The sequence below is a fragment of the Pseudomonas sp. LBUM1676 genome (genome assembly GCF_059695605.1).
Window position 1 is genome coordinate 2,261,772 of record NZ_CP166777.1, and the last position, 20,741, is coordinate 2,282,512.

At 60.0% G+C, this 20,741-nt stretch carries 20 protein-coding genes; 4 read left to right on the top strand and 16 right to left on the bottom strand.

The genetic code is table 11. The features are described 5' to 3' along the window. Positions 1-16 precede the first annotated feature (16 nt). The 8 genes from ACA041_RS10575 to antA all read right to left on the bottom strand — a co-directional run bounded on the left by ACA041_RS10575 (position 17) and on the right by antA (position 7,756). Complete coding sequence (locus ACA041_RS10575; RefSeq protein WP_429385373.1) at positions 17-703, bottom strand: ABC transporter ATP-binding protein; 687 nt, start codon at positions 701-703, stop codon at positions 17-19. After that, positions 696-1,445: an ABC transporter ATP-binding protein gene (locus tag ACA041_RS10580; RefSeq protein WP_084317849.1), complete on the bottom strand. Its 750-nt coding sequence runs from the start codon at positions 1,443-1,445 to the stop codon at positions 696-698. Before ACA041_RS10580 ends, ACA041_RS10575 begins: the two co-directional genes overlap by 8 nt. After that, positions 1,442-2,467, bottom strand: a complete 1,026-nt coding sequence (locus tag ACA041_RS10585) for a branched-chain amino acid ABC transporter permease (RefSeq protein WP_497441042.1) — start codon at positions 2,465-2,467, stop codon at positions 1,442-1,444. Before ACA041_RS10585 ends, ACA041_RS10580 begins: the two co-directional genes overlap by 4 nt. A 10-nt stretch (positions 2,468-2,477) precedes the next feature. Further along, on the bottom strand, positions 2,478-3,389 hold the full coding sequence (locus tag ACA041_RS10590) for a branched-chain amino acid ABC transporter permease (protein ID WP_129444802.1): 912 nt from the start codon (positions 3,387-3,389) through the stop codon (positions 2,478-2,480). A 157-nt stretch (positions 3,390-3,546) separates the two neighbouring features. Then, the gene (locus ACA041_RS10595; protein ID WP_497441043.1) at positions 3,547-4,707 is read right to left on the bottom strand and encodes an ABC transporter substrate-binding protein; all 1,161 of its coding nucleotides are present in this window, start codon (positions 4,705-4,707) and stop codon (positions 3,547-3,549) included. Between the two features lie 107 nt (positions 4,708-4,814). Beyond that, positions 4,815-5,840, bottom strand: coding sequence for an anthranilate 1,2-dioxygenase electron transfer component AntC (antC, locus tag ACA041_RS10600; RefSeq protein WP_497441044.1), 1,026 nt, complete (start codon positions 5,838-5,840; stop codon positions 4,815-4,817). An 18-nt stretch (positions 5,841-5,858) separates the two neighbouring features. Further along, positions 5,859-6,350, bottom strand: a complete 492-nt coding sequence (gene antB, locus ACA041_RS10605) for an anthranilate 1,2-dioxygenase small subunit (protein WP_497441045.1) — start codon at positions 6,348-6,350, stop codon at positions 5,859-5,861. Positions 6,351-6,352: 2 nt separating this feature from the next. After that, positions 6,353-7,756 carry an anthranilate 1,2-dioxygenase large subunit gene (antA, locus tag ACA041_RS10610; protein WP_497441046.1) on the bottom strand — a complete coding sequence of 468 codons (1,404 nt, stop codon included), beginning with the start codon at positions 7,754-7,756 and terminating at the stop codon, positions 6,353-6,355. Between the two features lie 413 nt (positions 7,757-8,169). Between antA and ACA041_RS10615 the strand changes: the two genes are divergently transcribed. From ACA041_RS10615 to ACA041_RS10625, 3 genes are all read left to right on the top strand, one after another. Beyond that, a complete protein-coding gene (locus ACA041_RS10615) occupies positions 8,170-9,426 on the top strand; it encodes an OprD family porin (RefSeq protein ID WP_497441047.1) in 1,257 nt (418 codons plus the stop codon). Positions 9,427-9,789: 363 nt separating this feature from the next. Beyond that, positions 9,790-10,803 (top strand): AraC family transcriptional regulator, encoded by a 1,014-nt coding sequence (locus tag ACA041_RS10620; protein WP_497441048.1) that lies wholly within the window; start codon positions 9,790-9,792, stop codon positions 10,801-10,803. 27 nt (positions 10,804-10,830) lie between these two features. After that, positions 10,831-11,829 carry an AraC family transcriptional regulator gene (locus ACA041_RS10625; protein WP_497441049.1) on the top strand — a complete coding sequence of 333 codons (999 nt, stop codon included), beginning with the start codon at positions 10,831-10,833 and terminating at the stop codon, positions 11,827-11,829. A 54-nt stretch (positions 11,830-11,883) separates the two neighbouring features. Here ACA041_RS10625 and ACA041_RS10630 read toward each other — a convergent pair whose 3' ends face one another. From ACA041_RS10630 to ACA041_RS10660, 7 genes are all read right to left on the bottom strand, one after another. Then, positions 11,884-13,119 carry a dienelactone hydrolase family protein gene (locus ACA041_RS10630; RefSeq protein ID WP_497441050.1) on the bottom strand — a complete coding sequence of 412 codons (1,236 nt, stop codon included), beginning with the start codon at positions 13,117-13,119 and terminating at the stop codon, positions 11,884-11,886. A gap of 63 nt (positions 13,120-13,182) precedes the next feature. Continuing rightward, entirely contained in the window at positions 13,183-13,995 is an 813-nt protein-coding gene (locus ACA041_RS10635) for an SDR family oxidoreductase (protein ID WP_497441051.1), read from the bottom strand. Further along, entirely contained in the window at positions 13,992-14,585 is a 594-nt protein-coding gene (locus ACA041_RS10640; RefSeq protein ID WP_497441052.1) for a cysteine hydrolase family protein, read from the bottom strand. The genes ACA041_RS10635 and ACA041_RS10640 overlap by 4 nt, the downstream gene beginning before the upstream one ends. Further along, entirely contained in the window at positions 14,585-15,118 is a 534-nt protein-coding gene (locus ACA041_RS10645; RefSeq protein ID WP_129444793.1) for an aromatic-ring-hydroxylating dioxygenase subunit beta, read from the bottom strand. Before ACA041_RS10645 ends, ACA041_RS10640 begins: the two co-directional genes overlap by 1 nt. After that, complete coding sequence (locus ACA041_RS10650; protein WP_497441053.1) at positions 15,108-16,439, bottom strand: aromatic ring-hydroxylating dioxygenase subunit alpha; 1,332 nt, start codon at positions 16,437-16,439, stop codon at positions 15,108-15,110. Before ACA041_RS10650 ends, ACA041_RS10645 begins: the two co-directional genes overlap by 11 nt. A 50-nt stretch (positions 16,440-16,489) precedes the next feature. Next, positions 16,490-17,434 carry a PDR/VanB family oxidoreductase gene (locus ACA041_RS10655; RefSeq protein WP_497441054.1) on the bottom strand — a complete coding sequence of 315 codons (945 nt, stop codon included), beginning with the start codon at positions 17,432-17,434 and terminating at the stop codon, positions 16,490-16,492. 196 nt (positions 17,435-17,630) lie between these two features. Beyond that, complete coding sequence (locus tag ACA041_RS10660; RefSeq protein ID WP_497441055.1) at positions 17,631-18,842, bottom strand: multidrug effflux MFS transporter; 1,212 nt, start codon at positions 18,840-18,842, stop codon at positions 17,631-17,633. 532 nt (positions 18,843-19,374) lie between these two features. On the opposite strand from ACA041_RS10660, the gene ACA041_RS10665 reads away from it, so the two are divergent. Next, the gene (locus ACA041_RS10665; RefSeq protein ID WP_497441056.1) at positions 19,375-19,599 is read left to right on the top strand and encodes a hypothetical protein; all 225 of its coding nucleotides are present in this window, start codon (positions 19,375-19,377) and stop codon (positions 19,597-19,599) included. A gap of 96 nt (positions 19,600-19,695) precedes the next feature. Here the strand turns inward: ACA041_RS10665 and ACA041_RS10670 are convergent, their stop codons facing one another. Continuing rightward, on the bottom strand, positions 19,696-20,688 hold the full coding sequence (locus ACA041_RS10670) for a GlxA family transcriptional regulator (protein WP_497441057.1): 993 nt from the start codon (positions 20,686-20,688) through the stop codon (positions 19,696-19,698). Between the last annotated feature and the right edge of the window lie 53 nt (positions 20,689-20,741).

Sequence of the window (20,741 nt, forward strand, 5' to 3'; positions counted from 1 at the left end):
CTTCCAACCCTGTGATTCATACGCCCAAGTAACGTTGTGACAGTTCCGGTGTTTCGGCCAACTGCACCGGCGTACCGTGCCAAACCTGTCGGCCCTTTTCGATGATGTGATGGCAGTCGACCACCCGCGCCATTTCCTTGAGGTTCTTGTCGATGACCAGAATCGTCTCGCCTTCGGCTTTCAAGCTCGCCAGGCAACTCCAGATGGTTTCGCGAATGATCGGCGCCAGGCCTTCGGTCGCCTCGTCGAGAATCAACAACTGCGGGTTGGTCAGCAGGGCGCGGGCGACCACCATCATCTGCTGTTCGCCACCGGAGAGGGTTTTCGACAACTGATCCTGGCGTTCCTGCAACCGTGGAAACAACTGGTAGATCCGCGCCAGGTCCCACTTGCCCCGGGTCGCGGTGGCCAGCAGGTTTTCCCGCACGCTCAGGCTGCCAAAACCGCGCCGGCCTTCGGGCACCAGTCCCAGGCCGGCCTGGGCGATGCGGTAGGGTGGGGCGCCGCGCATTTCCCGACCGTGAATCAAGACGCTGCCAGCGGTGGGCTTGAGCAGACCCATGATCGACTTGACCGTGGTGGTCTTGCCCATGCCATTGCGCCCGATCAGCGACACGACCTGGCCCTGTTCGATCTTCAAGTGCATGTCGAACAGCACTTGGCTCAGGCCATAGCCGGCCTGCAATCCACTGACTTCAAGCATGTTCTTCTCCCAGGTAGGCGGCACGGACTTGCGGGTCGTTGCGAATCTGCTCGACGCTGCCGGTCAGGATGGTCTGGCCGTAGACCAATACGGTAATGCGGTCCGCCAGGGCGAACACGGCGTCCATGTCGTGTTCCACCAGCAGGATCGCGTAGCGGCCCTTGAGTTCGAGCAACAATTGAGTCATGCGTGCCGATTCCTCGGCTCCCATGCCTGCCATCGGTTCGTCGAGCAACAGCACTGAGGCTTCCTGAGCCAGGGCCAGGGCAATTTCCAGTTGCCGTCGTTCACCGTGGGACAACTCGCTGACCAGCGCCTGGCCCCGTGCCGCGAGGCCGACACGATGCAGATAGTCCGCCGCCGGGCCCAGCAGGCGACTGTCACTACCCAGGGGTTTCCACATGCCGAAGGTCTGGCCTTCCCGGGCAGCGATCGCGATGGCGACGTTTTCCAGCAGGGTGAACTCCGGATACAGCTGACTGACCTGGAAAGCGCGCGCCAGGCCGAGGCGAGGGCGTTGATGGGCGGGCACGTCGGTAATGTCCTGGCCGTTGAGGAAGATCCGCCCCTTGTCCGGGCGGATCTCCCCGGCGATCTGCGAAATCAGTGTCGACTTGCCGGCGCCGTTGGGGCCGATGATGGCGTGCAGTTCCCCCGGGGCAATATTGAAGCTTGCGCCGTTGGTGGCCTTGACCGCGCCAAAGGTTTTTTCCAGATCCTGGATCGACAGTTGCGGGATCATGAGCGCACCTCGCTGTTGGCAATGGCGGGTGGAGCGTTTGGCACCGGGGGCTTGCGCCAGCGGGGCCACGGGCTGAGTAGCAGGCCGTACAAACCTTTTTTGCCGAACAGCACCACCACCAGCAGCAGCGGGCCGAAGATCAGCAGCCAGTGCTCGGTCCACAGGCTCAACACCTGCTCCAGTCCCAGGTACACCGCAGCGCCGAGTACCGGCCCGAGCAGGGTGCCGACGCCGCCAAGAATGACCATCGCCATCAACTCACCGGACTTGTGCCAAGCGCCCATGTCCGGGCTGACGAACATTGCGTAATTGGCCCACAAGATACCGGCCAGGCCGCCGCCAACCCCGGCGATGACGAAGGCGCTCAGACGATAGCGCAACGGGTGCAAGCCCAGGCTGATGCTGCGCCGTTCGCTTTGCTTCAGGCCCCGCAGTACATAGCCGAAGCGCGAGTTGACCAGCCGCCGGCAGAACAGCAGCCACGCCACCAATAACCCCAGGCACAGGTAGTAAAACTGCACCGGATTTTCCAGATCAAGGCCCGGCAGCGTATTGCGTTCGTTGAGCAGGATGCCGTCGTCGCCGCCATACAGCGACAGCGAACTGAGGACGAAATACAGCATCTGGCCGAACGCCAGGGTAATCATGATGAACTGCACGCCGCTGGTGCGCAGTGACAGATAGCCGACCACCAGTGCAAACAGCGCGCAGACCAGCAGCGACAGCGGCCAGACGATCAGCGCACTGCTTGAGCCTTCCCAGCCCCACAACGGCATGGCCTGGGAGGTGTGAAAGCCGATGACGCCGACTACGTAGCCACCCAGGCCAAAGAACGCTGCATGACCAAAACTGATCATCGCACCATAGCCGATCAACAGGTCCAGGCTGGCGGCGGCCATGCCGTAGATCGCCAGACGCGTGAACAGGCTGACCAGAAAGGGTTCGTGCAACCACGACGCAAGCAGCGGCAGGAGGGCGAATGTCGCCAGGCAGAGCAGATCGATAAGGACTCGACGAGACATGTAGTTTTCCTCAGGCGCGGGCGGGCAACAGGCCGCGTGGACGGACCAGCAGGACGACGGCCATGACGATGTAGGCACTGGCGGAAATCAACCCGCCACTCAAGGTGCCGCTGACTTCGGCGGGCAACAGTTGGTCGAGCAATTGCGGGATGTACGCTCGCCCGAGGCCGTCGACCATGCCGATCAGCAAGGCACCGGCGAGCGCGCCGCGCACCGAGCCGACACCGCCGACGACGATTACGACAAACGTGGTGATCAGGACCTTTTCGCCCATGCCGATTTCCACCGACAGCAGCGGGGCGGCCATGAAACCGGCGAGTCCGCAGAGCACACAGCCGAAGACGAACACGAGGGTGTAGAGGCGGGCGATGTTCACGCCCAATGCACCGACCATCTCGTGATCGTCGGCCCCGGCACGTATCAGCATCCCCAGGCGGGTATGGTTGATCAGCAGCCACATGGCAATCGCCACCAATGCTCCGGCTGCGATGAACAGCAGGCGGCTGACCGGGTACATCAACCCCGGCAGGACTTCGACGAAGGTGCCGTACCACTCGGGTGTCGGCATGGCCGGCGGGCTGCGGCCGAACAGCACGGTGATCAACTCGTTGGTAAAAAACACCACGGCCAGGGTGGCCAGCACCTGGTCGAGGTGATCGCGGGTGTAGAGACGGCGCATGATGCTGGTTTCAATCAGCAGCCCGTACAGTGCAGAGCCAATCACCGCCGCCAGCCCGGCGAGCCAGAACGAGCCGCTGAGCGAAGCGGTGTAGGCGGCGCAGAACGCCCCGACCATGTAGAAGGCACCATGGGCCAGATTGATGACGCCCATGATGCCGAAGATCAGCGTCAGGCCGGAGGCGAGCAAAAACAGCAAGGCGCTGTATTGCAAGCCATTCAGAATTTGTTCAAGTAACAGCATGCTGGGGAATCCTACGAAAAGTCCCTGTGGCGAGGGAGCTTGCTCCCGCTGGACTGCGCAGCAGTCCTTTCTTTAAAGCTGAAGAGCGGGGCCGCTTCGCGCTGGAGCGCCAGCCCGGCCCAGCGGGAGCAAGCTCCCTCGCCACAGGCCGGGTGGATCACAGGGCGCATTCGGCGGCGAAGCTGTCCACTTGCGACTTGGCGATGGTCTGCACCGGCACCTGGACCAGCTTGCCGTTGGCGTCGGCTTCTACGCGCAGCAAGTACCAGTCGATGACGGCATGCTGGTTTTTGCCGAAGGCGAAATCGCCACGGATCGAGTCGAACTTGACGTCGCGCAGCGCCTGGCGAAGAGCCGCGGGGTCTTTGGTGTTGCCGTCCACGCTCTTGAGTGCAGCGCCGATGAGCCGCGCCGTGTCGTAGGTCTGAGCGGCATACACCGTTGGCACACGGTTGTATTTTTCGCTGAACGCTTTGACGAACGCCTGGTTGGCCGGGTTTTTAGATCCAGGGTTCCACAAGGTCACGATGTTCATGCCTTTGGCCACATCGCCGGTGGCGGCGAGCATGCGTTCGTCCATGGAGAATACGGGCACTACCATCGGGATGGTTTTACTCAGGCCCGAGCTGCCGTATTGCTTGGCGAAGTTGATGCCTGCACCGCCGGGGTGGAACTCGAAAATCGCATCCGGCGCCAGCGAACGCACCCGAGCCAGTTCGACCGAGAAATCCAGCTGGTTGAGCTTGGTGTAGATCTCGGTGACCTCACCTTTGTACGTGCGCTTGAAGCCTTCCAGCGCATCGCGTCCGCCCTGGTAGTTGGGGGCCAGGATGACCATCTTTTTGTAGCCCAGCTCATTGGCCGCGACACCGGCCATTTCATGGATCGTGTCGTTCTGGTACGAGGCCACGAAGTAGTTGGGCTTGCACTGCTTGCCGGCCAGGCTCGAAGGGCCGGTGTTGTTGCTGATGTAGAAGCCGTCCTTGGTTGCCGTGTTGACCACTGCCGCCAGCACATTGGAAAAAATCACGCCGGTGTACAGCGAAATGCCGTCCAGGCTCATGCGGTCGATGATTTGTTTGGCGCGCGCCGGTTGCAGCCCGTCGTCCTCGACCAGCAGGCTCACTGGCACACCGCCGAGCTTGCCGTTTTCCTGATCGATGGCCAGTTGGAATCCATCGCGGGAGTCTTCGCCCAGGTAACCGGCGGGGGTCGAGAGGGTGGTGATAAAACCGATGCGCACCGGGTCCTGTGCCTGGGCCAGCAGACTGGTCACGCAGCTGGCCGCCAGCAGTGTACCCACGAGTAGTTTTTTCATAGTGCCGCCTTTAATGAAGTCCGCATCGCGCGTGACGTAGTTGTTAGTTGAGGGCAGTAAAAAATGTCCGGGTGCCTGGAAATTTGTTTTGGCTGTGGGTTCCAGTGTCAGGTGTTGCTTTCGGTGAATTTCTCGTAGTACAAGCGGGTCTGATCCAGAGCCTGGACGGCCAGCCATTGCTTGATCGACTCGACCATCGGCGGCGGGCCGCAGAGGTACATGTCCAGGTCCTGATCACGAAACTCGGCAAGGTCGAAATGCTCGGTGATGTAACCGCGTCTGCCGCTCCAGTCCGGGGCCGGATCGCTGATGACCGGGGTGAAGCGAAAACCGGGAATCCGCTCTGCGTAGGCCGCGATGCGCGCGGTTTCGCAAAGGTCGGCGGCGTTGCGCACGCCGTAGTACAGATGCACCGGATGCCCGCACCCACCACGCTCCGCGAGTTGATCGAGCATGCCCAGGAACGCCGAAAGCCCGGTGCCGCCGGCGACAAACACTAACGGCTTGTCGACGTGGCGCAGGTAAAAGGCGCCGAGGGGTGCTTCGAGCATGATCTCGTCGCCGATCAGGCTGCGCTCGCGGATGTAATTGCTCATCAGCCCGTCGGGCAGCAGCCGGATCAGGAACTGCAACTGGTTGCTGCCATTGGGGCGGTTGGCGAATGAGTAGGAGCGCTGGCCGTCTGTGCCTGGCACTTGCAGCCGCGCGTACTGGCCGGGCAAAAAGTCCAGTTGCTGGCCATCGGCACCGGCGTCCAGATGCAGGATCGCGGTGTTCGGCGATACCTGCTCGACGGCCCGCACGATGCCCTTGAGCCGCTCCGGGCCCGGCGCATTGCACAGGCTGGAGGCGAAGTCGAAGTAGAACGCAGCATCGGATTGGACGCGGGTCTGGCAGGTCAGCATTTTGCGCTGGCGCAGGTCGTCGGCCGACAGCGCTTCATCGTCGACATAGTCCTGACTGTACTGGCCCGACTCGCAGCGCCCCTGACATGTCCCGCACACACCTTCCCGGCAATCGAGCGGGATATTGATGCCGTTGCGCAGCGCCGCATCAAGCAGGATTTCATTGTTCTGTACCGGGAAGAACAAGGTTTTGCCATCGGCAAAACTGAACGCGACCTTGTGACTCATGATCCAGATTTCCGCCAGTCAGAGGTGATAAAAATCGAGCACCGAATTGATCGTGTCGTTGAGTAGCACCACGTGCTTACGGCTGATTTTCCAGCTCTCGCCATCGGGCCGCAGGCGGTAGGTGGCGCGACCGAAGAACTGCTCGGCGGTTTGCAGGCGGTAGTAGAGGGTGTGCCAGTTGACCCGCACCTCCAGCTCATCGTTGTCCAGTGGCGCAATCCGCACATTGCTGATCAGGTGCAGGGTGCGCGGCATCGGAATGGTCGATGCGGCTTTGCCGGTGCGAATGCGGAACACCCGGTCTTCAAGGCCGCCACGGTTGGGGTAATAAATCAGCGACATGCCTTTTTTCGGGTCGGCGGTGTAGACATGTTCCGAGTCCCATTGGGGCAGGTGGAACTCGCTGTCGTCGCTGAACATCGACAAATACGTATCCCAGTCCTGAGCGTCGCAGGCTTCAGCGTTGCGGTAGAAGAATTGCTCTATGCGGTATTGCAGTTGCGAATTCATGTTCACACCTCATGCAGTTTCAACGGTTGCTCTTCGGCGGCTTTGCGCGCCAGACCTTCGAGCATGAAGCGCTGCCAGTTGCCATGTTGATTGACGTAGAGGCCTTCATGGGTGAACTCGGTGCCAGTCAGCGCCGGTGAGATGCCGATGGTTTCGCTATTGGGCGTCGCCCCCTCGACCCACTTGCCCACGCCGCGGGAAATGTCGCTCCAGCGCTCCAGGCGCGCCTGGAAACCGCGCTGGGCTTCGCGGAATTCCACCAGGTCGTCGGGGGTGCCCATGCCGGACACGTTGAAGAAGTCTTCGAACTGACGAATGCGGTTTTCCCGATCGGCATCCGACTCGCCGACCACACCCAGGCAGAAGCTGTTGATCTCGGTCTTGTTCCAGGCGATCGGACGAATAATGCGCAGCTGCGAGCTGATCTGGTCGAGGAAGAACATGCTCGGGTAGATGTTCAGGTTGCGCAGCCGATGCATCATCCATTCAGCCCTGCCCTGACCGTACTCTTCGAGCAGGCGCGGCATGATCGTGCTGTAACCGGGGCGTACCGCCGGGTTGGGCATATCGCTGAACAGCACACTGTGGCCGTTGTGGAAGGCAAACCAGCCGTCGTCGGTTTCCTTGTCGCCAGCGCCGAGCTTGCTGTAGTCCAGGGTGTCAGCCCCGGCCAGGCCTTTCTCGGTATTGACCTGCTGGCGATGCTGCACGGTGGCCACGTAGTTGTAGTGCACGGTGCTGACGTGATAACCGTCCAGACCGTTTTCGTTCTGCAGTTTCCAGTTGCCGTCGTAGGTGTAGGCGGACTTGCCCGGCAGCACTTCCAGTTCACCGGTGGGCGACTGGGCGACCATCATGTCGAAGAACACTTTGGCGTCGCCGAGGAAGTCTTGCAGCGAGTCAGTGCCTTCGACATTGAGGCTGACAAACACAAACCCTTTGTAACTTTCGATGCGGGCTTTTTTCAGGCCGCGGGTGGCTTTGTCGAAACCTTCCGGGTACTCCCCGGGTGCCTTGACCTTGACCAGGCGGCCATCGCTTTTGTAGCACCATGCATGGAATGGGCAGGTGAAGGTCGACTGGTTGCCCTTGCCGACGCGGGTCAGGGTTGTGCCCCGGTGCTGGCAGGCGTTGATCAGTGCATTGAGTTGGCCTTCGCCATCGCGGGTGATGATCATTGGCTGGCGCCCGGCGCGCATGGTCATGAAATCATGCTTGTTGGCGATTTCGCTTTCGTGGCAGGCGTAGATCCAGTTTTTCTCGAAGATCAGTTCCATTTCCAGATCAAACAAATCCGGCTCGGTAAACATATCCCGGGCAATTCGGAAGATGCCTTCCGCTGGCCGGAAGTCCAGGCAGCCTTCAATAAAACTTTTCCACTGTTCGACGCTTTTGGCACTGCTCATTAATCGATACCTCGTTGCATCGGGATAATTCGTGCGTTCAATAAGTTGTTCGTGTCTGCATTAAATAAGTTGCCCGCGTCGGGGTCTATCCGCTTTGTCGGCAAACACAGTCCATAAAATTGGCCAGTGTGCCTTGACCCCAGACATAACTGGCTGGAAGCGGCACGGCGAACGAGCGGAGATTGATAATTCGAAGTAAACGGATATGAGTCTTGAATTAACAGGATAGAGACTCTGGCGCCAATGCTGCCTAATCATTCTCGATGCGTATCGGCTGTCTCGCCGGATCGGCATCAATCATAACGACTCATGCTGAATATTTTAATAAAGAAACAACTGCCAGCTATTGGAGCGATCACTTTGGTCGCACCGCTACTTGATGTGTTCGCACATTAAATAAGAGGGGATAAGTTATGTTTCAAGCGAGTTGGTTTACCCGTTGCGTGCAGACGGCCAGCCTGGCCGGAATGATTACACCGATGATGGCCCAGGCGGACTTCGTTGAAGACAGCCACCTGGGGCTGGGCTTGCGCAACTTTTATATCGATCGCGACTTCAAGGGTGAAAACCCGAAGAACTCCCGCGTCGGCAGCTGGACCCAGGGCTTCGACCTGCGCTTCATCTCGGGCTACACCGAGGGGCCGCTGCAGTTTGGCCTGGATGCTTCGATGCAGTACGCCTACCGGCTCGACGGCGGTGGTGGCAGGGGGCCTGACAGCATCATTCCCTATAGCGTCAGTAAGCAAGAACAAGCGACCGATTACGGCCGTGGTGGTTACACCGCGAAGGTGCGCTACTCCAAGACCGAGTTGAAATACGGTGAGCATCGGCCAACGCTGCCGGTGGCCTACACCGACGATTCGCGGCAACTGGTCACCACGTATCACGGCACCCTGATCGAGTCCAAAGAGGTGGATAAGCTGACGCTGACAGGCGGGCGCTTTACCGAAATCAGCGGTCGTGAATCCTCCAACAGCGAAAAAATGTACTTGTTCAACGGGCCTGACGTGCAGCGCCGCAGCGACGGTTTGAACTTTGGCGGCGCCAGTTACGCCTTTACGCCGGCGCTGACCGGGACCTATTTCTACGGGCAGTTGGAAGACATTTACCGTCAGCATTACCTGGGCGCAACCTACCTGGCCGACCTGGGCAGCGGGTACGCTCTGAAAACCGATTTGCGCTATTTCAACAACAAGGAAGATGGCGACGCCCTGTACGGTCGCATTGATAACCGCTCCTACGGCGCCATGACTACCCTGCGCAAAGGTGCCCACTCCTTTGGCCTGGGTTATCAACGGATGCTCGGCGACAGCACGTTCCCGACCCTTAACGGTTACGCGCCGCAGCCCTACCTCGTGAACTGGTCCGCCATCGCCTTCGTCAAACCCAACGAAAAATCCTGGCAGGCGCGTTATGACTTCGATTTCGCTGGCGTGGGTATGCCTGGCTTGAAGCTGATGACGCGTTACATGCGCGGCACGGACATCGATCGCGGCGCCCTCAGCGACAACAGCGAATCGGAGCGCAATATCTATCTGTCCTATGTGGTTCAGGACGGTCCGCTGAAGAACCTTGGCGTCGAACTGCGCAACATCAACGTCAAGTTCCGCCATGGTAATGACTTCGACGAAAACCGTCTTATCACCACCTACACCTGGAAATTCTGGTAAGCGACCAGCACCATCCGAACGAGATTTCGGTCTCCTGCGCTTCAACAATTCCAGGGGGTAACACCTGCCTGCTCATCTGGGCAGGTAATACCCAACCACGCCTGGTGTTCAATGCATGCCTATTGTGCCGACCGGTGGGTGTCTGCTCTTTTTTGCAGCGCCATACCTGCGTTTACGGCGTGAGAAAGTCGATCACGGGGATGGACGGCTCTGGCGATGCACTGTCCCTATCCGATTATTCGGTGAATGTTATCCGCATATTTCGGCCGGCCCCCGGAGGGAGGCACGCGGCATGAAGATTGCTCTTTCCAACAGAGGCGTGCCGTTAGAGCGCGTTCATAAAACAGCCGTGGGTGCCCCGTGATGAGTACAAGTCCTGATGTACATGTTCGTGACATTCGTATCGAGCGTTATGACCTCAATGGTGCCCGGCAGTGGATGGCCGGAATCTGTGGGCCGCATCTGCTCAAGACCAGCTACCCCAACCGCATTCAGTTCCATCACAGCGGCAATGTGCTCAAATCCATGTCCACGACACTGGGGGTGATCGAGTATGGCACCGACGTCACGGTCGGCATCGAAGACGCCGAACACCTGAACAGCTACAGCCTCAGTCTGCCCCTCGTCGGCGAACAACACTTAAGCAAGCAGGGCTGTCAGGTGACGTCCGATCGCGACAGCGCAGTCATCGTGTCGCCCCACGAAAACCAGGAGCTGTCGATCAACGGCGATTGCCGCAAGATCCAGGTCGTCATCACCCGTGCGGCCATGCGCAAGTCCCTTGAAGACATGCTGCAGCGGCCATTGGAAACCCCCTTGCGTTTCGAGCCGGTGATGGACGCCGTCAACGGTTCCTCCGCGTCCTGGTGGCGCATGGCTCGCTACTTTATCGGCGAGCTGGAGCGCAGCCGCGAGTTGTATGACCAGACGTTTTTCACTCGCGACATCGAGAGCTCGCTGATCAAGGGCTTGATCCTCGCCCAGCCGAACAACTACTCCGATGAGTTGCGCAATGTGCTCGGCGTCAAACTGCCGCACTACCTGATTCGAGCCAAGCAGTACATCCACGAAAATGCCCGCGAAGCGCTGCACCTGGAAGACATCGAAGCGATTTCCGGTGTGTCGCGGTTCAAGCTGTTCGAAGGTTTCAAGAAATACTTTGGCATGTCGCCGATGGCGTATCTGAAGAAGCACCGGCTGGGTGCCGTACGCCAGGAAATCCTCGAGGACAATTCGGCGCGCAACATCTCGGTGATCGCCATGGGGTGGGGTTTTACCCACCTGGGACGGTTCTCCAGCGAGTATCGCAAGCTGTTCGATGAAACGCCGAGTACCACCCTGCAACGTAACGAAGCTCGCCGAAACCGGTCGCTTTGAGCCATGGCTGCGCTATCGGTTCACCCTATGCCTGGCGCTGGTGCGGGGCTTGATCTGTCGAGGCTGTGCCAGACACCAGTCTTCACCAGCCGCTCGCGGCAGGAAAGTCATCGGCTGCTCGCGCGTGAGTTGGTCGAACACGACTTGAGCTGGCGCACTGGTAATGTCGACACAGCGTTTTTCCGCGCTGAAGTGGGGCGTTGCCAATTGTTTGTCCTGCGTTACGGTGCCGAGGTTGAGGTACGGCCACGGCCTTTTACCGATTTCGTATTGATGCAGATGCCATTGCGCGGGCGGGCCAGTATCGAGTGCGACGGGCTGGCGCTGGAGCTGGAGGAGGGGCAAGTGGCGGTGCTCGCGCCCAATCGCCAGGCCCGACTGGTCTGGCACCGTGGCTGCGAACAATTGCTGCTCAAGGTGCCGCGCTCCTTGTTGAGGCTGATGCAGGAACGGCTGGTGGACGAAGGAGGGCTGGCAGCCGATTTTAGCTTGCCACCCGCCTACCGGCTCGACACCGGTCAGGCGCGTGGCTGGTTGCGTCTGGTCGATGATTTGCTTGAGCAGCTGGGGGCCAGCGAGGGTGAGCCGGTGCATGCTCACTGGTTGCGACATCTGGAAGAAAGCCTGCCGCTGTTCCTGCTGACCCACCCACCGAAAGTCGACGGGTCACCGATAGCGGTCGTTGAGTCGCCAGCACAGCGTCAGGCCTTGCGACAGTTGCATAAGATCGAAGACTTGATGCGCAGTCGCCTGGGTGACGCACTTTCCCTAGGAGAACTGGCAGCCGCGGCGGGCATGAGCGAGCGCAGCCTCAACACCCTGTGCCAGCGCTGTTACGGACAAACACCTATGGAGCGGTTGCGCAACCTGCGGCTTGAAGCGGTGCGCGATCGTTTGCTCGGTCGTTGCGACGTGAGCATTACCGAAGTCGCTCTGGAGCATGGCTTTGGTCATCTCGGTCGTTTCGCCCGTTATTACCGTGAACGCTTTGGCGAACTGCCGCATCAGACGGCTGCCATCAGATAATCAAACGCTGCACCCTGCAGGAGCAAGCTAGTTCCTACAGGGTGCAGTGTTCGATTACTGTTCGGCGCTGTCCGCCCATTTGCCCATCAGCGTATTGGACGGCCGTTGTTCGTCGAGCAGTTTCTTCGCCGTTTCGATACCGGCCACGGGCAACCCGGTGGGGTCGAGCAGGCCGATCTGCACCAGAACGCTGGCCTGGTCCCAATAAATATGTTCGTGACACAGCTTGTCGCCCCGGAACTTGATGACCCCGAGCATCGGTATTTCGACGTATTGACCGGTCGGCGCGACGTTGGGCAGCATCCAGTCGATTTCACTGGTATGGGTGAAACACATCACGAACTCGTCGACGATCTGCGAGGCCCCGACAGTGCGTGAGATGGGCACCAGCTTCATGTCCGGCGGATTGGCATGGACAAAATGGTTCTGGTAGAAACGGCTCAATTCGCGGTAGCCCACGCCACCAGTCATGGTCGGAATGTGGTTGACGTAAGGTTCGGCAACCATGGTCGCCATGGTCGCCGGGACATCGCGAACGGCAAACTCGAATTCGATGTGCTTTTCCCACAGCTCGGACAGGTTGTAGTTCGGGCCGATTGCCTGCTTGAGCGCTGCGATGCTGCGTTGATGGGCCATCAGCGCGGCCGGCTTGTTGTAGTGCATGCCACCGTTGCGGGCGAAGGCATGGTCGACGTCGGGGTAGGTGTAAATCTCGACGTTGTTGCGGCCGCCCAGGCGCTGACTGATCTGCAGGCGGGCACTGGCATCGCAGTAGCCATCCTGTTCGGCGAAGTGCAGCACCAGGTGACCTTTGATGTTGTCGGCTTCGTCTAGCCGCTGTTCAATACCCATGCCGTAGTAGCCCACGCAGCAGGACGCGTCGGTTCTCGTCGCCGTCAGGTAGGCCAGCTTGCCGCCCATGCAGAAACCCACATAGCCGAAACCGACGGCCTCGACTTCGGGCAAATTGCGAAGCGCCTTGAAACTGGCGTCGATGTCATCGACGGCCTTGTCCACGTCCATGCGCTGGAACAGCTCGATTGCTCGGGCGAAGTCGGCCTCGGTGTACCCTAGATCTACGCCCGGTTCCAGACGCCAGAACAGGTCCGGCACCAAGGCGACATACCCTTCCTCGGCGTAAAAATCGGCTACTTCGCGCATGTTGGCGTTGATGCCGAAGATTTCCTGGCCTATTACCACGCCGGGACCTTTGCCGCTGGCGGGTAGCGCCAGGTAACCGGCGAAACTGCCGCTGCCGTCGCTGGCTTTTACGGTGATCATCTTGCCCATGGTGTTACCTCGTTATCGACTTTTCATCAGGTTTTGTTGGCGGTGCTCAATAGGCGAAGCGATTCAGGCCGGGTCACGCAAGCGCTCGAACCACGCGCGTGGCGAGAGTCCCTGATCGGGGCCGAGGATCGAGAAACCGCCGTCCACCGGAATGTCTACCCCGGTAATCCAGGACGCACCATGGCTGCACAGGAAGGCGACCACGTGGCCGATCTCCTCGCCGCGCCCGACGCGCCCAAGCGGGTGAAAGGTGGCACCCACGCGGTCGGCCACGGCAAGGTCGCCGCCGCTCAGGTTCGCCACCGACGGCGACCAGGTCCAGGCCGGCGAGACGCTGATGACCCGGATCGAAGCCGGTGCCAGGCTCACCGCGAGGTTTCGGGTCAGCTGCAGCAAACCGGCCTTGGACGCCGGGTACAGGGCTCGCCCGGCTGCGCCGAACTTGCCGCCGGTGCTGCCGATGTTGATCACGGTGCCGCCTTCACTCATGTGCGGCGTGGCTTTCTGTACGAAAATGGCCGCCGACACCAGGTTGATGTTGAGGGTGTTCAACCATTGCTCGCGGTCTGACTGAAGCCCCTGATCGTCGTAGACACAGGCGTTGTTGACCAGAATGTCGAGACGGCCGAAGGCGGCCAGCGTGGTGTCGATACAGTCATCGATATCCTCGTCCAGCTCGACATTGCAGGCGACAAAGCGACAGCGTTCACCCAACTCGCTGGCCAGTGCCGCCCCCATGTCGCGGTTGCGGCCGACCAGCATGACGCTGGCGCCGGCCTGTAGTAGTTGACGAGCAATATCGGTGCCCAGGCCTTGGGTGCTGCCCGTGACGATTGCCACCTGACCTTGCAGGTTGGCAGTGGGAATGGACTTCATGGCATTGACTCCAGGGTGCTTGCGACATCCGTGACAGTGGCGATCAACCGAATGCTGTCCAGCGCCGCCAGATGAGTCGCGGGGCGGGCGGCGGCGCAGGCGTCGGCCAGCACCGTGACCTCGAAGCCGCAATCGACAGCATGTCGTACCGTGCTTTCCACCACCGAGTGGGTGGCGACGCCGGCGATCAGCAACTGTCGCGTTTCAAGCTGGCGCAACAGGGTGTCCAGCGGTGTGCCGTAAAACGCGTTGATGCGGGTATGAGTGACGACGAACTCGTCCGGGCCTTCCAGCGGTTGCAACGCGTCATGGAACTGCGCGCCCCAAGTGCCTTCCTGGACGGCACCGCTGGCCGCGACGGCACGCAGGATCGGCGCGTTCTGTACCAGGTCGGCATAGTCCGGGCGATACGCCACGCGCACATGAATGATCGGCCAGCCCCGTGCGCGGGCACCTTGCTGCAGTCTGATGGCGGCGTCCAGCACGGCGTCACGTGCCGGATCATCGGCTGCGAGCCCGACCCGGATGCGGCCGTCAGGATGCAAGACGTCATTCTGATAATGCAGGGCCAATACGGTCGGGCGCCCCATCAGACAAAGACCTCAAGGTTGGCGAACACATCGTTGCAGTTGATCAGGTCAACCCGCTTGAGCTGGATTTTCCAGCCGCCGCTGTCCTGACTGGCCAGCTTGTAGGTGTAGCGCCCGGCCAACTGGCGTTGTTCAAGACGCCATTCGCTGACCTGGAACGTCGCGCTCACCACCAGCAGCCCTTGGCTGTCGAGTCCTTCGACCATCACATTGCCCACCAGATGAGCCGTGCGGGTCGGTGGTTGTTGCGACCAGTTACGTATGTTCTCTACCCGGCGGATGCGCACTTCGCGCAGCATGCGGTTTTCCCAGAACAGCGAAATGTGCTCGAAAGGGTCGGCCTGCCCATGCAGGTGCGGCACCCAGTACATGCCCGCATCGGTAAACAGTTGGTCCCACTCCCAGAAGCGGCGCTCATCCAGCAGGCGTGCTTCGCGATAGAGGAACTGCTCGATCTCGCGCAAGGTTTCGTTGGGTACCTGGGCCGGGATCAGGGCGTGAGTCGAGACGTCGAAGGTGCGATCAAGCAGCATGGGTGCTCTCCTTGGCGATCAGGGTGGCGGTCATGTAGTGCTTCCAGGCGGCGAACTGGTTACGCATTGGCAGCTCGCTGGTGCCATTGGTCGAGACCGCGCCATCGAGCAGCAAGCGGTCGGTGCCGACATAACGATGCATGCTGATCCATTCACCGCCACGGGTCATGTTGCCCTCCTGACAGCGGGCATAGACTTCGACGTCGTCGGGCATGACGTTGGAGGAGGGCGAGTTGATGACGTTGGCATACGTCAGCGCCCGGTCAAATACGGCATCCGGAGCGCCTTTGCAGCGGAACGTCTGGATTTCCACCAGGGTGCGGTCGACGGCCATCGGCCGGATCACCCGGAACTGCATGAACACGGTGTGGGGCGAGCCGCTGCCGTAGATCACGGTGTTGTGGCGATTCATCCCCATGATGTCTCGGGCGCGTTCTTCGCCATAGGCATCGCTCAGGCATTCGAAGTGGGCCTTGGACACTTCGTCGCGCTCGGCCGCCGCCGGGTCGAAGATCGCTTCCATGTAACCATGTCCATTGTTGTAGGCGCGCAGTTCGAGCTTCTCCCAGAAATCGTAAGGCTCGCCGTTGCCGTCCATGATCAGCAGTTCGAACGGCATTTCTCCCAAGGATTCGGCCTCGCTGCGGGCCGCGTCCACCGAGGACTCATGCGTGACGCGAGCGTGCATGGTGTCGTGGAGGTTTTCGTAGAAGACTTTCCAGTTGGAACGCTGCATGACCCGAAAAATACCGCCGGCCACTTCGACTTCACCCACTGGCGAGCGATCGCAGAGGTTGTCGATGGAAGTGATCACGCCGCCGAGAAAGCTTTTCAGGTCTGGACCATGATCGATCTGACTGGCGAACACGAAGCCCCGATAGCTGTCGACCCGCGCCAGGCTCACCATTGAAAAGTCCGGGTGCCGGGGGTTGAAGCAGGTGCCTTCGAAGCCGTTCTTCAACGGTGCCGAAAGGTGCTGGCCGTCCAGTTTGAAGGTCCAGGCGTGGTAAGGGCAGCGGAAGAACTTGCCGACGTTGCCGTCGCCTTCGGCCACCAGCTTGGCGCCTTTGTGCGGGCAACGGTTGTAGAGCACATTGACGTTTTTATCGGCACCGCGAACCAGAATCACGTCCTGATCGCCGATGCGTGTGGTGTGGTAGTCACCGACGTTTTTGACCTGGCTTTCATGGCCGACGTAGATCCATGCCTGACCATAGATTCGCTGCATTTCCAGATCAAACAGTTGAGGGTCGGTGTAGACGCTTTTGTGCACGCTGTCGTCGCGGATCAGTGCCGCGATCTGTTCGTTCGAGGGAATCATGATGTCTCCTTTTAACCAGCCATAAAGAGGTGCGTGGTACAACAACGCACTTACAAATCGAGCACCAGGCGAGCGCTGGAGGCGCGGGATACACAGGTGCAGAAGCTGCCGTCGGCCCGTTCGCGCTCCGACAGACAAATGTCGCGGTGGTCAGCGGCGCCTTCGAGCACTTGGGCCACGCACACTCCACAGTCACCCCGCCGGCAATCGAACATCGGGTCCAGGTCGGCTTCTATCATTGCGTCCAGCACGCTTTTGCCCGCGGCCACCTGAAGCGTTATTCCACTGCTGCGCAGCTCCACTTCAAAACCGGCTTCGGTCTCGGTGCCGAGCCTGCCGATGAACAATTCGCTGTGCAGTTGGCTGTCGTCCCAGCCCAGTGCGCGAGCCGTTTGCAGCACGTTGCTGATCAATGACTTGGGGCCGCACACATAAAGCTGACGTCCGCTGATGGGCGAGTCCAGCAGGCTGTTCAGGGGCAGGCGCCGCGCCGGGTCGCCGCCGCTGATCCAGCATCGGGCGGTGCCGAGCGCCTGGACCTCGTCCAGATACGCCATGCGGTCTGCGTCGCGACCGGCATAGTGCAAAGTGAACGGCTGCTGACTGGCCGCGAGCGAGCGGGCCATGCCAAGCATTGGGGTGATGCCTATTCCTCCCGCGATCAGCAGGTAGTCACAGGCATTTGCCACCAATGGAAAATGGTTGTTGGGCGCGCGTACCATCAGTTGCTGACCGACTTGCACCTCGTGCATCCAGCGCGAACCACCGCTGCTCTGGTCTTCCAGCTGCACCGCGATCTCGTAGTGAGGGTGTTCAGGCAGGCTGACCAGCGAGTAAGCACGCCACATGGGTTTGCTGCCTGGTATCTGCACTTCGATATGAGCACCCGGGGTGAAACCGGGCAGGGTGTGGCCGGCGTCAGCGACCAGGATCAGGCGACGAATGTGAGGCGTGAGCAGGTCGATCCTTTCGATACGCAAAGACAGGCTGGGCATGCACGGTTCCTGAACGGGGCGAGCGCTGCTCGCCGTTGAAGTCGTACATACTGTAGGGAGGGGGGCTGGGGTGAAAAAGCCGATATCGGCAAGTCGATAGCCGCATTTTGCGTAAATACGCGGGACTGGGCGTCAGGCAGTGAGCCAATCGTACGTGGGTGTCATTGGGAAGCGACGCCTCAGCGCCTTGGCGCGCTTATTTGGCGAGACTGCCCCGTAGAAGGAACAGCCCCAGCGCGATCAGGCAGGCTGTCATCTGGACACCGCCCAGTGTCGTGACCGGTGCAAACGTCAGCACCGAGACCAGCCAGGTCGTCAGTGCAGCCGCTCCCATGGAAACAAAGCCCAGCAGGGCGGAAGCCATCCCGGCTTCTTTACCGAAAGGTCCCATGGCGATGGCCGTGCCCAGCGGATTGGCCAGGCCCATGCCCCAAAGAAATGTGACCATTGATAGGGCATACCACCCAAGGCTCGGATCGGCCGGACCGGCGAGGAGCAGCCCTCCGCCCGTCATGGCACAGGCAATGCCCAGCGTGGTAATGAGTCTTGGGCCGTAACGGTGCGCCAGGCGCGGGGCCGCCATGCCGGCTGCAAACACAACGAATACCGTGCAGGCGAAGTACAGGCCGGTCTGCAACGACGTCAGGCCGATCCCTTTCATCAGGATAGCGGGGGCGGCGGCGAACGACGCGAACAGTCCGCTCATCAGCAGGCTCATTGAAAGGGCCGGCAGGATGAAGCGCTTATCTAGCGTCAACCGCTGATAGGCGAGCACCACGCTCTTGACTGAATGCGGCGCGCGACGGTCGGCGGGATGAGTTTCTCCCAGGCCGCGCACGTAGAAGAAGGCGAGCGCAACGGCGGCCAATCCCACCAGGATAAAAATCGCACGCCATCCGAGTGTGACGGACAGCAGGCTACCCGCCAGTGGCGAAAAACCTGGCGCAGCAGCGGTGGCGATCATGGTCAGTGACAAGGCGCGAGCGAGCGCCTCTCCTTCAAACAGATCCCGTGCAATTGCGCGCGACAGCACTGAGGCTGCGCACACGCCCAATGCCTGGATGACGCGCCCTGCAATCAGCGTATCGAGGGTGGTGGCGAGGCCTCCGATGACGGTGCCCACCACGAAGATCGCGAGCCCGCCCAGCACCAGCTTCTTGCGCCCATAGCGGTCAGCCAGTGGCCCGACCACCAACTGGCCCAGTGCGAAGGTGATGAAGAAGCTGGACAGCGTCAGGCCAAGCGCGCGAGCGTCCACCCCCAGGTCTTCACCGATGAGGGGGAACGCTGGGAGGATGATGTTTGTGGAGAGCATGCCGATAGCAGCCAGGCCAGCCAACATCGCCACGATTTTCCCCGTCAATGGCTGGATGGCCTGGGCTGGGGCATTCACAAAAGTTGTCGTCATGGATTTACATCCCTTGGCGCTTATGGAAACGGTAACCGTGGAATGGGCCGTCAGGTGGGCGTCGGCCCGGGCTCTCGCAACGGCGTATGATGATTGTAATATTTTTGGTGAAGCATGATGATCATCATGCTATTCGTCAAGCCTAAATATCGAGGTCCACCGATGAGATATCCCTCAAGCCAGACGGCAGAGCGGCGCGAGAAAATCCTTGAGGAGGCCTCCCGGCTATTTCGCGATAAGGGCATCGCAGGGGCGAGCAGGTTACCGGCACCTCCTTGCCGGTCAATAATCTGAAGAGATCTATGAAATGCGTAGCCACGTTGATAGTGGATCCGCCTCCAGAAAAAACGGGATCGATGGCCCAGCCTGAGCCTGCAGTTTCATAACGAGCGGGCGGACCTACGATGAAACGGAAAGACATATAGTTGAAGTCCGCGGGCAAGCGTCCCTCAGTATCTTGCAATGCGCCAAGCAGTTCACTCATGCGAAAGATCAGCGGTACACCGCACTCACTGTGGATCTGGCAGACGACATGTCCGATTCCGGACGACGCATCACCGCGCCCGCGCTGATCCTCTATGGCGCCTCAGGTGCGATGGCCAAGCACTATGATTTACCCGCCACTTGGGTGGATCGCTGCACGATGATGGAGGCTTCTGCGATAGTGGGCGGACATTTTTTTGCTGATTCCCGGCCGGACGAGGTCATTGAGAGAGTCGCCGCATTTTTGGCAAGCCATCCCTTGCAATCTTGCTGAAAACCTCCCGTGCACTCTTCGTCCTCGCCAGCACGGTAGGCGAGGGTAGCGGTTTGCAGCGAATGGGTCAGGCTATCTGCTGGCGACAGTGCTTGGTCAGTCCTCCATGGGTAACTGAAACCTGGCTCGATAAGCGCCCGGCGTGAACCCTACGCGCTCACGGAACAGGCGTGCAAACGAGCTGATATCACTGTAACCGACATAGTGAGCGATTCGCTCGGTGCTCAGGTCGCCGGCCTCCAGCAACGCCCGCGCCGTATCAATGCGCAGGTTCTGCAGATAAGTGAGCGGTGACTGCTCAAGCACCTTATTGAAGCGGCGTATCAATGTACGTTCGCTGACGGCCAACTTCTGCGCCAGGTCAGTCATGCGCACCTGTTCGACCAAATGCTCCTGAAGCCACTTTTGCGCGCGTTGAATCAAGGGATCATTGTGGGTCTTGTCGGCGATAAGCGGCTGGAAAGGTGTCTGCGTCGTTTGGGTCAAATCGATCAGCATGCTGCGGGCGCATTGCCTGGCGATGGCCTCTCCCGCGAATTTGTTAAGCACGTGAACCGCTTGCAACAAAAATGTGGCATGAGCGCCACCGCATACCAGACGTTCAGATTCAGTCACCGCAGGACGCATTTGCAGATCAACCTTCGGGAATCTGCTGCGGAAATGCTCTTCCAGCCACCAAGTGGTGGTCGCCACTTTGTTATCAAGCAAACCCGTCTCGGCAAGCAGGAAGGTACCCGTGCAATTGGCACAGAGCCATGCACCATTTCGCCATTGGCTAACCAGCCAGTCACGCACAGCTCCCTGTTTTTCCAGGAAGCCCTGGAAATGCTGCCAGCCGCGATAATGCAGGCTGGGAATAAAGACCAAATCATAATGCTGGTTCTTCGGCAGCGCCCGCATGCCAAGCTCGAGGCCATTGCTCGCGCGCACAGGCAACCCGTTCTGCGATATGAAATGCCATTCAAACAGACCTGACGGTGGCATCCCCTGTTTTGACATGTGCGCGTTGGCAACCTGAAGCATGTCAGCAAAACCTCCCACAACGGAGGCATAGGAGTCGTCAAAACCCAGAATCGCAACGGTGGTCATGGCGGAACCTTTTTTGGCATGGATGGCGATATTCGCATATTTACAGTCGTTTT